10 protein-coding genes are annotated in these 11917 nt (G+C 73.6%); 1 reads left to right on the top strand and 9 read right to left on the bottom strand.

The genetic code is table 11. The features are described 5' to 3' along the window. Window positions 1-15: 15 nt before the first annotated feature. Window positions 16-2466 carry a SpoIIE family protein phosphatase gene (locus tag PV350_RS20925; protein ID WP_500335315.1) on the top strand — a complete coding sequence of 817 codons (2451 nt, stop codon included), beginning with the start codon at window positions 16-18 and terminating at the stop codon, window positions 2464-2466. Here PV350_RS20925 and PV350_RS20930 read toward each other — a convergent pair. From PV350_RS20930 to PV350_RS20970, 9 genes are all read right to left on the bottom strand, one after another. After that, entirely contained in the window at window positions 2433-3344 is a 912-nt protein-coding gene (locus PV350_RS20930) for an endonuclease/exonuclease/phosphatase family protein (protein WP_500335317.1), read from the bottom strand. The genes PV350_RS20925 and PV350_RS20930 overlap by 34 nt on opposite strands. Window positions 3345-3432: 88 nt before the next feature. Next, entirely contained in the window at window positions 3433-4506 is a 1074-nt protein-coding gene (locus tag PV350_RS20935; RefSeq protein ID WP_499509848.1) for a D-alanyl-D-alanine carboxypeptidase family protein, read from the bottom strand. A gap of 151 nt (window positions 4507-4657) precedes the next feature. After that, window positions 4658-5920, bottom strand: coding sequence for an ATP-binding protein (locus tag PV350_RS20940; RefSeq protein ID WP_499509849.1), 1263 nt, complete (start codon window positions 5918-5920; stop codon window positions 4658-4660). Window position 5921: 1 nt separating this feature from the next. Then, on the bottom strand, window positions 5922-6707 hold the full coding sequence (cseB, locus tag PV350_RS20945) for a two-component system response regulator CseB (RefSeq protein ID WP_499516728.1): 786 nt from the start codon (window positions 6705-6707) through the stop codon (window positions 5922-5924). A gap of 106 nt (window positions 6708-6813) precedes the next feature. After that, window positions 6814-8142 carry an ABC transporter permease gene (locus PV350_RS20950; RefSeq protein ID WP_500335320.1) on the bottom strand — a complete coding sequence of 443 codons (1329 nt, stop codon included), beginning with the start codon at window positions 8140-8142 and terminating at the stop codon, window positions 6814-6816. Then, complete coding sequence (locus tag PV350_RS20955; RefSeq protein WP_499509851.1) at window positions 8139-8861, bottom strand: ABC transporter ATP-binding protein; 723 nt, start codon at window positions 8859-8861, stop codon at window positions 8139-8141. The genes PV350_RS20950 and PV350_RS20955 overlap by 4 nt, the downstream gene beginning before the upstream one ends. After that, window positions 8858-10237: a peptidoglycan-binding protein gene (locus tag PV350_RS20960; RefSeq protein WP_500335323.1), complete on the bottom strand. Its 1380-nt coding sequence runs from the start codon at window positions 10235-10237 to the stop codon at window positions 8858-8860. Before PV350_RS20960 ends, PV350_RS20955 begins: the two co-directional genes overlap by 4 nt. Further along, complete coding sequence (locus PV350_RS20965) at window positions 10234-11136, bottom strand: hypothetical protein (RefSeq protein ID WP_500335325.1); 903 nt, start codon at window positions 11134-11136, stop codon at window positions 10234-10236. The genes PV350_RS20960 and PV350_RS20965 overlap by 4 nt, the downstream gene beginning before the upstream one ends. Window positions 11137-11306: 170 nt before the next feature. Beyond that, the coding region (locus PV350_RS20970) for a DUF3152 domain-containing protein (protein ID WP_500335327.1) at window positions 11307-11917 on the bottom strand (611 nt) is incomplete at its 5' end.

Genomic DNA, 11917 nt, shown 5'->3' on the forward strand with positions numbered 1-11917 from the left:
ACACTCAGCCCCGACATGTCACTTGGCAAACAGCTGAACACGGCCGAGATATCCGACACCGCCATCGCCCTGCTCGACGAGCGGGGAACCGTGCTCGGATGGACGCAGGCCGCCCGGCAGCTCGTCGGATTCTCCGCGGGCGACATGGTGGGCCGGTCAGCCGCCCACGTGCTGCCGTCGTACGGGTCGGCGCTGTCGATGTCGGCCTTCGTCGAGCAGTGCCGCGCCCGGAACGGCTGGCCGGGCGTGACGGCGGTGCGCCACCGGGACGGCCGCGTGGTCGACACCACGCTGCGGATCTCGAAGGTGCAGGGGCATGACGGCGAGCCGCAATGGCTCGCCTCCCTGGTCAATGCCGGCACGTCGTCCGCCGGCTCCATCAACGAGTCGGTGCGGGCATCGCTGCTGACCCGCGCGCCGATCGGCGTCATCATCCGTGATCGGCAACTGCGGTGCACCGGTGTGAACGACACGATGGAGAGCCACGACGGCCTCCCCCGTGACCGGCGCCTCGGGCGCCGGTTCCCCGACATCCGCTCCGGCGCCGAGGCGCGGGCCATCGAGGCGCTGATGCGGCAGGTGCTGCAGAGCGGTACCTCCAGGGTCCACGAGTACCGCACCTGGCAACCGACGGCTCCGGGCCGGGAGCGGCCGTTCGCGGTGTCCTGCCAGTGCCTCCTGGACGCGGACGACCAGGCACTGGGGGTGTGCGTCATCAGCGCGGACGTCGTCGAGGGCCGGCGGGCTCACCAGCGCCTCGCCGTCCTCGGCGAGGCCGGTGCGCGGCTCGGGAGCACCCTGGACGTGATGCAGGCCGGCCAGGAGCTGGCCGACCTCGCCGTGCCCCTGCTCGCCGACTACGCCGCCGTGGACCTGGAGCTGTCGGTCTCGTTCGGCGAGGGCCCTCCGGTTCGGGTCGGCGCCGAGGGCAGGCGCCTGCCCGGTTTCCGGCGTGCCGGGCTCGCTTCGATCCACCCCGGGGTCCCCGAGTCCCCGTGGCTGCGCGGCGAACCGATCGGTGTGCCCCTGGTCTCGCCCCTCACCGACGTGCTGCGTACCGGCAGGTCCCGCCTGGAGGCGACGCTCGACACCGCTCCCGGCACGTGGCTCGACACCGCGCCGGAGCTGGCGCACCGGCTCCGCGGCAACGGTGTGCACTCGATCATGATCGTGCCCATCCGGGCGAGGCGCACGCTGCTGGGAACGGTGTTGTTCGTCCGCACCGAGAACGAGTCGCCGTTCCAGGACGTCGACCTGCTGCTGGCCGAAGAGCTCGTCGGCCGCGCCGCACTGTCGCTGGACAACGCCCGCCAGTACGCCCGCGAGCACACCGCGGCCCTCACCCTCCAACGCACCCTGCTCCCCCGCCAGTTGAAGGGCGGAGCAGCGGTCGAGACGGCATCGCGCTACCTGCCCGCCGACGTGGACCACTGCGTCGGCGGCGACTGGTTCGACGTGATCCCCCTGTCGGGCGCCCGGGTCGCCCTCGTCGTCGGCGACGTCGTCGGGCACGGTCTGCACGCCGCAGCGACCATGGGCAGGCTCCGCACCGCCGTCCACACCCTCGCCGACATGGAGCTGCCCCCCGACGAACTGCTGACCCGCCTCGACGACACCCTCCAGCGGCTGGCCGAGGGTGACGACCACGCGGCCCCCGCCGTCATGGGCGCCACCTGTCTGTACGCCGTCTACGACCCCGCCACCCGCCGCTGCACCATGGCGGGGGCCGGTCACCCCCCGCCCGTCATCGTCGACCCGCAGGGCCGGGTCACCTTCCCCGACCTGCCCACCGGGGCCCCGCTGGGCATCGGGCTGGGAGACCCGTTCGAGGCCGTGGAGGTGGAGCTGCCCGAGGGGAGCCTCATCGCCCTGTACACCGACGGCCTGGTCGAGAACCGGGACCACGACATCGAGGAGGGCATGCGCCGCCTGGGCACCGCCCTCGCCCGGCCGGGCCGGTCCCTGGAGGACCTGTGCGGTCTCGCCACGGAGGCCCTCCGGGGCCGGGCCGCGTCCGACGACGTCTCCCTGCTCCTGGTCCGGACCCGCTCCCTCGCCCCGGACCAGGTCGCCTCCTTCACTCTGCCCGGTGACCGGACCGCCGCCCGCCAGGCCCGGGACATGACGGCCCGTCAACTGACCGCGTGGGGCCTGGACGGGCTCGAGGACCCGGCGAGGCTCATCGTCAGCGAACTGGTCACCAACGCGCTGCGTCACGGCGCCGGCCCGGTCGTGCTGCGCCTGATCCGGCATCAGGTCCTCACTTGCGAGGTGTCCGACGCCGACGGGTGCTTCCCGCGGCGGCGTCGCGCACGGTCCCTGGACGACCACGGCCGTGGCCTCTACCTGGTGGCCCAGTTGTCCCGCCGATGGGGCTGCCGGCCGGTGCCGGGCGGCGGCAAGGTCGTGTGGGCGGAGGTGGACCTGCCCGCCTACAGACGGACCGATGCCGCCACCGGCAGGTGATCGCTGCCCGTGGCCGGGAGGGTCCAGGCCGACCGCGGTTCCATACCGCGCACCAGGATGTGGTCGATCCGGGCCACGGGGAAGGACGCGGGCCAGGTCAGCCCGAACCCGGCACCCGACTCGGCCTGGGCCGAACGTAGGTGGGACGTGACCGCGGACAGGGCCCGGTCGTCCGTGGTGCCGTTGAAGTCGCCCATGACCAGGGTGCGGGGCAGGGGTTCGGCGCGCAGGGCGTCGGCCAGAGCGCGCGCGGCGGCGTCGCGTCCGGCCGTACCGAAGCCGTACACGGGGCTGAACCGGACGGACAGCAGGTGGGCGACGTAGACGGCGACGGGCCCCTTGGGGGTGCGGACGGTGGCACGCAGGGCACGCGGCCAGGGCGCGATGTCGACCGTCCGGGTGCCGGAGAGCGGGTAGCGGCTCCACAGGCCGACCGTGCCCTGCACCGAGTGGAAGGGGTACGCGGTGCCCAGCGCGGTGCCGTACGCCGGCGCGTTGTCGCCCACTTCCTCGATGGCCACCAGGTCGGCGCCGGAGGCCGCCAGGGCACGGGCGGTGCGCGCCGGGTCCGGGTTCTGCTCGTTGGCGTTGTGCGTGACGACGGTCAGGTCGCCGCCGGCCGCCCGTTTGTCGGCCAGTGCCCCGCCGAAGAGCGAGCACCAGACGACGGCGGGCAGCAGGACGGCCACGGCGGCGGTCGCGGAGCGCCGCAGCAGCGCGCACAGCAGCAGGAGCGGTACGGCCAGGCCGGTCCAGGGCAGGAAGGTCTCGACGAGGCTGCCGAGGTGGCCGGGCCCATTGGGGACGTGGGTGTGGCCCTTCATGACGAGGGCGGCCGACGCCGCGAGGGCGGCGGCGACGCGTCCTCGTCGCCACATGCCGGGGCACCTGTCCGGCCGTCGTCCGCGCGCGGGCTCGGGTTCCGGCGGAGCGCCGGGTACGCGGAGGAGAGTGGTCACGGCCGGCTCACCGGTCCCCGGACCGGGCACCGGCCGCGGACGCGGGGTCCGTCCCGGCTACCCATCGCCGTACGCCCTCCACCAGGGTGTGGCTGGTGCCCAGGACGGCGTTCAGGCCCTCCTGCGGGCTCGTGCCGGGACGCTGGTGGAGGACGACGCCGAGGGCGAGATGGCCGCGTCCGCGGCGGTCGGTTGCGGTGGCCGCCCACATCAGGGCGCCGCCCGCGGGGGTGCTGGAGCCGGTCTTGAGCCCGATCACGCCGGACGTGCCGAGCAGGGTGTTGGTGTTGAGGATGGTGCCGGGCACTCCGGGGACGGTGGTGCCGGGCAGGGCGACGACGGCTGCGAACACCGGGTCGCGCATGACCTGCCGGGCCAGCTTCAGCTGGTCGCCGGAGGTGCTGGTGGTGGTGGCCTCGATGCCACTGGCCCCGGTGTAGGTGGTCCGGTCCATGCCGAGGTGGTCGGCGGCCCGGTTCATCTTGGCGACGAAGGCCTCCTGCGTTCCCGCGTCCCAACGGGCCAGCAGCCGGGCGACGTTGTTGCCGGAGGGGATCAGCATCAGCTCCAGCAGCTGCCGTTCGCCCAGCCGCTGCCCCTGCCTGAGCGGCACGCTGGACTCCACGCCGGACACGGACTCGTCCGCGGCCTGCCGGTCGACGGTGACCCGGGGGCCGGTCGCGCCCTCGCGCAGCGGATGGTCGCGCAGGATCACGTACGCGGTCATCACCTTGGCGACACTGGCGATGGGCACCGGGTTCTGCGCGCCACGGTCCCCCAGGTCACCTCCGTCGCCGAGCCCTTCGACCAGCACGCTCGCCTGCCCCTCGTGCGGCCAGGGCAACGACACCGTGGGGCGGTGCTCCGGCCGCCGGCCGAGGAGACCGCCCGTCCGGGACCCGTCGCCTCCGTCGCCGTCGTCGCCCGTGGCGACGACCAGCGCGCCCAGCACGATCAGGGTGACCAGGGCAGCCGCGCCTGCCACGATGGGCACGGGGATACGCCGTGCGCGGAGCGACCGGCCCGCCGCGGACCACGGTCCACCGGTGTCACGTTCGCGGGGTTCGGGGACTGGGCGCATGGACGGGCACCTCCACGGGATCACGGCGTGGCTCTCACGCACACCGCCCACCGTGGAACGCGCTGGTGTCCGCCCGGCCGTGACCGTGCCTCCGCCACCGCTCGACCGGTCATCCGTCGTGTATCGACGCCGTCCGGCCGCGCGCCGCGCCTCAGTCGGCCGCGGGCAACCGGAGCGTGGCGAGGGCCCCGCCGTCGGGCGCGTTGGCGAAGGACAGCGACGCGCCGATGACCCGGGCCTGGCCGAGCGCGATCGTCAGCCCGAGGCCGTGGCCCCGACCGCGCTCCGAGGCCCCGGTGCGGAACCGCTGGGGCCCGTCCGCGAGCAGCTCGCGCGGGAATCCGGGGCCGTGGTCCCGTACGGTCACCGTGGTCCCCGCCACCGCGACCTCGACGGGCGCGCCGCCGTGCCGGTGGGCGTTGACGACGAGGTTGGCCACGATCCGGTCGACCCGGCGCGGGTCGGTCCGTGCGTACGCGGTGCCGTCGGAGGCGAACCGTGTCCGCAGCCCGGTGCGGGCCAGCGCGTCCTCGACGACCTCGGTGAGCGGGACGGGTCTGAGTTCGGCCCGCTCGGCGCCGGCGTCGAGCCGGGAGATCTCCAGCAGGTCCTCCACCAGGTCGCGCAACACCCCCACCCGGTCCCGGACCAGGTCGGTGGCCTCCCCGTCGGGCAGCAGCCCGCTCGCGGTGACCAGGCCCATCAGCGGGGTGCGCAGTTCGTGGGCGACGTCGGCGGTGAAGCGCTGCTCGGCCGTCAGCCGCCCGAGCAGGCTGTCGGCCATCGAGTCGACGGTGGCCGAGATCTCGGTGATCTCGTCGCCGCTGCGGCCGCCGCGGCCGTCCGCGGTCCTCGCGGCCAGGTCACCGGCCGCGATCCGGCGCGCGGTCCGTGCCACGCGCCGCAGCCTGCGGTTGGGCAGCTCGGCCGCGAGCGCCGTGAGCGGTACGACGACGGCCAGCGCGGCCAGGGAGTACTTCCACATGTGCCGGTCCAGGGCGCGCCGGGTGAGCAGGTCGGACGTCATGTCGGTGCTCATCGCCACCGGGCCGCCCCCGTACATCCGCGCCGCCCACATCTCCGGGTGGTCCCCGGGACCGTCGCCGTCGTACCAGGTGGCGTGCCCGGTGCTCGGCCCCTGCCCGTGCCGCAGCCGGTCCAGCAGTCCGGCGGGCATCGCGGCGGGCGACGTCTCCAGCCCTTGGGGCGGCACGCCGTCGCGCGCGTAGTCCTCCAGGGCCCGGTCCAGCTGGGCGGTGGCTTTCGCGCCGCCGTCGTTCATCGACCGCTCCAGGGTGCTGCGGTGGACCAGCACCCCCACGGTCAGCGCGATCGCGCAGCAGGCCACGGCCACGAGGAGGGCGATCCTCCAGCGCAGCGAACGCCAGTTGAGCAGGTCCCGTACGGTGTCCACCTCAGCGCCGCAGCTTGTAGCCGAAGCCGCGGACCGTCTCGATCCGGTCGGCCCCGATCTTCTTCCGCAGCCGCTGGACGCAGAGGTCCACCACACGGCTGTCGCCGTCCCAGCCGTAGTCCCACACGTTGCGCAGCAGGGTGTTCCGGTCCAGCACGACGCCGGGGTTCGCGGCGAACTCCAGGAGCAGCCGCAATTCGGTGGGGGCGAGCGCGACGGGTGCGCCCGCCCGGAACACCTCAAGACCGGCGGTGTCGATCGTCAGGTCACCGAAGACGAGCCGGGCGGGGTCCTGCGGCCGCCCCACCGGGTCCGCCGGGGGCGGGACCACTGCGGGGGCGGAGCCGGGGGTGAAGGTCGCCCGGCGCAGCAGCGAGCGGATCCGGGCCACCAGCACCGCGGTGTCCACGGGTTTGACCACGTAGTCGTCGGCGCCCGCCTCCAGGCCGGAGACGACGTCCAGTGCGTCGCCGCGCGCGGACATCATCAGGATCGGGTCCATGCTGGTCTCCCTGACCCTGCGGCACAGCCCGATCCCGTCCAGGCCCGGCAGCATCACGTCGAGCAGCAGCAGGTCGTGGCGGCCCTCCCGGAACAGTTCGAGCCCGGTCAGGCCGTCACCCGCCGACGTCACGCGGTAGCCGTAGCGCTCCAGCGCCATGGTGACCGATCTGCGGATCACCTCGTCGTCCTCGACGAGCAGGACCGCCACGGGCGCCGGGGCGGCCCCCTCTGTCACCAGAACCGACACTCTCTTCCCATCGGACGCAGGTACGGGGACTCCCATCATGCGCGAGGCGGACGCCCCGGCGGTGTCCGGTGGCGCTCGGCCATGCATCAACCGTGTATCAGCGCGCGCTCACGCCACGGCCGTCCCACCACGACCACCCGCCTCAGGACCGCAGGGCGTCGACGGGCTCCATGCGGGAGGCCCGCAGGGAGGGGTAGAGACCGGCCAGGAGTCCGACGAGGGCTCCGGCGACCGGGGCGCCGAAGGCGAGCCGGACGTCGAGGACCGGGGTCCAGTCCCGGACGGCGGAGACGGCCACCACGACGACCATGCCCAGGGCGGCGCCGACGACGCCGCCGAGGAGTCCTATGGTCGTCGACTCCAGCAGGAACTGGCCGGCGACCTGGCGTCGCGAGGCGCCGAGGGCGCGGCGCAGTCCGATCTCCCCGATCCGTTCGATGACCGTCACCAGCGTCACGTTGGCGATGCCGATGGCCCCGACCACCAGCGAGACCAGTCCGAGGACCAGGAACAGGCCGTTGACGTCGCCCTGTACTCCCTTGCGTGCCTTGGCCGGGTCGGGCGGTGCCGTGACGGCGAGCGCGCCCTCGGCTCCGGGGGCCAGCGCGATGGGTGCCTGGTGGGCCACCTGGTTCGCGGCGCCGAGCGCGGTGTTGATCAGTACCCGGGTGACCACTCCGAGGCCGAGCTGGTCCTGCGCCGTCGTGGGCGGCAGGATCACGGCGGTGGCGAGCTGCTGTTCCCGTTCGGCTCCGCCGAGGATCCCGATGACGGTGAAGGCCTGGCCCTTGAGGAAGACGGCGGGCGAGTCCTTGACCGAGCCGATGCCGAGCAGCCGTGCGGCCTGGTCGCCGATCACCGCCACCCGGCCGTGCCGGGCGACGTCCCCGTCGTCGAAGAAGCGTCCGGCGGTCATCGTGCCGCGCACCGCGGCGGGCAGCGTCGGGGACGCCGCGACGACCGCCATGGTCTGGCCGGTGACCTCCCCGGGTGCCACCACGTCGTTCGCCCGTACCTGGACGCTCGCGGTCGCCTGGGATTCGGCGATGGCCGCCACCGAGTCGACCCCGGCCAGCCGCCGGACGGCTTCGACGCCCGACCAGTCCACGAGCGGGACGGGGTCGGCCGACGGCGGCGGCGCGGGCACGACCACCGTGACCGAGGTGGCGGTGAGTGCGTCGAACCGGCCGACGATCTGGTTGCCCGCCGTGGACGAGACCCCGATGGTGATGACCAGGGTGGTGATGCCGAGGACGGTGCCCAGGGTGGTCAGGGCGGAACGCATGGGACGGGCGAGCACCCCCGCCAGCGCCTCGGTCCACAGGTCCCGGAAGTCCATCCAGGGGTGCTCGATGCCCCTGGACCTGCCGCGGCGCCGGGCCCGGCCCCGGCGGGCGGTGTGCCGTCCGCCGGGGGGCGGCCCGGCGATCGGCGGAGCGGCCGGGGCCGGGACGCGTACCCGGGTCCTCATCGGTCCTCCTCGGTGAGGCGTCCGTCGCTGATCCGCACCCGGCGGTCGGCCCGCGCGCTGACCGTCTCCTCGTGGGTGATCACGACCAGGGTCATGCCCTGCTCGCTGAGCTGGTCGAAGAGGTCCAGCACCGACGCGGTGTTCTCGCTGTCGAGGTTGCCGGTGGGTTCGTCGCAGAGCAGCAGCGCGGGCTCGCTCATCAGCGCCCGCGCGATCGCCACGCGCTGCCTCTCGCCACCGGAGAGCCGGTCCGGCCGGAAGCCGGTGCGGTGTGCCAGGCCCACCCGTCGCAGTGCCTCCTCGGCCCTGGCGCGGCGGCCGGCCCGGCCGCGCCCCGGGCGCGGCCGGCGGTAGGCCTCGGCGAGCATGACGTTCTCGTCCACCGTCCGGTAGGGCAGCAGGTGGAAGGACTGGAAGACGAATCCGATCCGGCTGCCGCGCAGCGAGGTGCGCTGGAGGTCGCCGAGGGTGTTGGTCTCCACGCCGTCGAGCCAGTACGCGCCCGAGGTGGGGCGGTCCAGCAGCCCCAGGGTGTTGAGCAGCGTCGACTTGCCGGAGCCGGACGGGCCGACGATCGACAGGTGCTCGCCGCGCCGGACGGCCAGGTCCACGTCCCGCAGGGCGTGCACCGGCGGTTCTGAGTCGAAGGTCCGGCCGACGGAGACCAGCTGGATGACGGTGTCCGCGTCGGGCACCACCGACAGTGCGGGGCCGGTCATCGTCCGACCACCACCGGATCGCCCGCCGTGAGGTCGTCACCGGACGCGGTGACCTCCACCTGGCCGTCCGCGGACAGGCCCGCCTTCACGGGGACGTCCACGACCTTGCCGCCCCGCACGACCTGCACCCTGGCCTGCCCGCCGGCCGATGTGTGCAGCGCGGCGATGGGCACCGTCAGCACGTCGCCGTCGGAGGAACCCACCTCGATGGTCACCATCGCGGACCCGTTGGCGTTCTTGGCCAGCTTCCCCGACGGGACGGAGATCTGCACCGGTACGGGGGCCGCCGCTTCGCCGCCGCCCCCCGACGTCCCCGGCGCGTCCTTGCCGTCGCCCGCGTCGTCCTTCGGGACCTCGTCGCCGAGCGCCACCAGCCGCCCCCGCACCTTCGTGCCGTCGGGGGTCTCCACCTGGGCCGTCATCCCCTTGTGGAGCAGCTTGGCGTCGCTGCCCGGCACCACGGCCTGCACCACGACCTTGGAACTGGTCATGGTGCCGATCGTTCCGGACGGGGTGTCGCCGGTCTTCAAGGACACCTTGTCCAGCCGGGCCGGCAGGTCCGGCAGGAAGACCACCTCGCCCGCCGGGATCTTGGTGCCGTAGCCGGCCTCGAAGGCGGAGAGCGCGGCGTTGGCCGCGTCCAGCTGCTGCTGTGCCGCCTTGAGCCGCAGCTTTCCGGATCCGCCACCGGCGCCGGAGCCGCTGCCGGGGTCCTGTGCGTCCAGGAGTGCCTGCTGTGCGGTGGTCACGGCCGCTTCCAGCGTCCCCAACTGCTGCTTGTCCGCGAATCCGGGCTCCTCGGCGCGGAAGCCCTTGCTCTTGTACCAGCGGCTCACCGCCGCGGCGTCGGCTTGCCCGTACGTCCCGGTGGTCCCACCCGGGTCGAACCCGAGGCGGCCCAGGGCCCGTTCGAGCTGCTCGACGTCGTCGCCGGTGGCGCCGGGACCGAGCGTGCGGTACATCGGGACGGATCCCCTGAGCACCAGCACCGGCCGGCCGCTCACCTGCATCAGCACGTCGCCCTCCTTCACCTCCGATCCGGCGACCGGAGCCTTGGTGACGCGCTGGACGGCGGCGTCGCCGGCCCCGGAGTCCCCGGCGCCGGAGTCCGGGGACCCGACGGGCCCAGCCAGCGCCAGGCTCTGCGGTGAGGCGAACTCCACCGAGCCCTGGGCCACCACGCTCGCGGTCAGCGACCGCCGTTCCACCGCGACGGTGACCGGTCCGGCCTTCGGCGGGCGGTGGGCGGCGGCCGCGTCGGCCGGCGACTGCATCTGCGATCCGGCGAACCAGCCGCCCGCGCCCACCAGCCCCACCCCGGCGACGATGACGCCCAGCTGCCTGGGCCGGCTGCCCACCTTGCGACGCTGGCTCACCCGGCACCGCCGCCGCTGGTCGGGGCCTTGAAGAACTTCGGGAAGTAGGCGGCCCGGAAGGCCTTGCCGCATTCCAGGTCCTGGAGCGCCAGGTCGATGTCCTTGGCGAGCAGGGGCATGGCCTCGTCCTTGCCCATGGGTTTCGTGGAGGTACCGTCGGGGTTCGCCTCGGCGACACCGGCCATGGCGCCGGGGGCGGCGGAGGTCATCGCCTGCAGCTTCACCATCTCCCCGATGCCGGTCGGCTGCGTCGTCGTGACGGGGATGCCGTGGTCCTTCAGGCACGAGGCGTAGGACTGCGCCAGGGTGACCAGCCGGGAATCGCCGTTGAGCGCCTGCGCGTTCGCCTGGTTCCGCTGTGCGGTCGTGACGCTCCGCTCCTGGGCAGAGGCGTTGCCGTAGACCTCCTTGTTGGCCTCCCCGTCGCATCCGGTCCACTGCTTCTCACCGGTCTTCGGGTCCGGGGGGCCTCCCATGGCCTTGTCCCAGGCGGCCTTCTGCGCGGAGGTGAGGGTGGCGACGTAGTCCGCGTTGGGCGAGATGTTCGCGTCGTCGCGGGCGGCCTCGCTGCCCGGCGCCTGGGGATCGTCGGGGTAGACGACGCCCGCGTAGACGCCGAAGCCGTACTTCTGCCGGTACTTCTTCGTCAGGCCGTAGTCGGCCCCGTCGGTGGCCCAGGAGTCCGCGGGGTCCTCGGGGGCGACGGGGGTGTAGGGGAAGCCCTTCTTCTTCATGCAGGCCGCGATGGCGTTCTGCAGGCGGTACTGCTCCTTGAGCTCCGCGCCGGCGTCCGCGGGGACGTCGAGCTGTCCCCGCGCTCCGGCCGGGTCCTTGCCACCGCCCGCCGCGTGCGATGCCGACTGCGCGCCGCAGGCCGCCAGCAGCGGCAGGAGGCTCACCGCCGCGGCCAGTCTCCGGACAGTGCGGGATCCAGACATGCTCATCCATCCGATCGGGGGAGAAGGGAGGTCGTCGCCCCTGAGGGGGCGTCACCGGGTTCGTGCGTCCAAGGCTGGCGTCCGCAGGTGATGGCTCCTGGCCCGGATCATGACCGAGCTGTAACGCCGGCTCACGGCACGTGCGGGCCGGTGACGAAGTGACCGTTCCTGTCGTAGGGCCAGGCGTTGGCGACACATCCGTGCAGGCCCTTGATCTGCTGCATCATCACCGGGGCCGGTTGTCCGGGGCCCGCGCAGGTGGTGTGCGTGTAGTTCAGGAAGTGCCCCATCTCGTGGTTGATGATCAGCGCCCGGTAGTCGTGGATCGGGCCGTCGAACGTCGGCGAGCCCTTGACCCAGCGCTTGAGGTTCACCACGACCCCGCCGGGGACCTCGCAGTTGTACTCGCCCTGGGTGTCCTGCTTGATGCCCGTCCAGCACAGGGCGTCCGCCGTGCCCGGCGTCGCGATCCGCACCGTGAGGTCGTGGGGTTGTCCCGCGCTCACCAGCTGGAACGCGAAGGCGGGGTTGTGGGTCCAGCCCCGGGGGGCGGCGAGGATGTCGGCGATCTCGTTGGCCGCCTGGTCCGGCGAGATGTCGAGGCCGGTCTCGACCTTCACCACGTAGCGGAGCGGACGGGGACCGCGACCGACCTTCTCGCCGCCGGCCTGCGCGGTGACGAAGGTGCCGCTGCCCGTCGCGGGGACGTCGATCTCGGTGGGGGTCGGCGTCGGCGTCGGGG

The organism is Streptomyces sp. PA03-6a (assembly GCF_033792765.1).
Lineage (GTDB): Bacteria > Actinomycetota > Actinomycetes > Streptomycetales > Streptomycetaceae > Actinacidiphila.

What these genes read in the sequence shown, in the direction of transcription:
- cseB (WP_499516728.1), bottom strand. Translation starts at nt 6,707, where the DNA reads ATGGGAGTCCCCGTACCTGCGTCCGATGGGAAGAGAGTGTCGGTTCTG.
- PV350_RS20930 (WP_500335317.1), bottom strand. Translation starts at nt 3,344, where the DNA reads ATGTGGCGACGAGGACGCGTCGCCGCCGCCCTCGCGGCGTCGGCCGCC.
- PV350_RS20935 (WP_499509848.1), bottom strand. Translation starts at nt 4,506, where the DNA reads ATGCGCCCAGTCCCCGAACCCCGCGAACGTGACACCGGTGGACCGTGG.
- PV350_RS20950 (WP_500335320.1), bottom strand. Translation starts at nt 8,142, where the DNA reads ATGAGGACCCGGGTACGCGTCCCGGCCCCGGCCGCTCCGCCGATCGCC.
- PV350_RS20925 (WP_500335315.1), top strand. Translation starts at nt 16, where the DNA reads ATGTCACTTGGCAAACAGCTGAACACGGCCGAGATATCCGACACCGCC.
- PV350_RS20955 (WP_499509851.1), bottom strand. Translation starts at nt 8,861, where the DNA reads ATGACCGGCCCCGCACTGTCGGTGGTGCCCGACGCGGACACCGTCATC.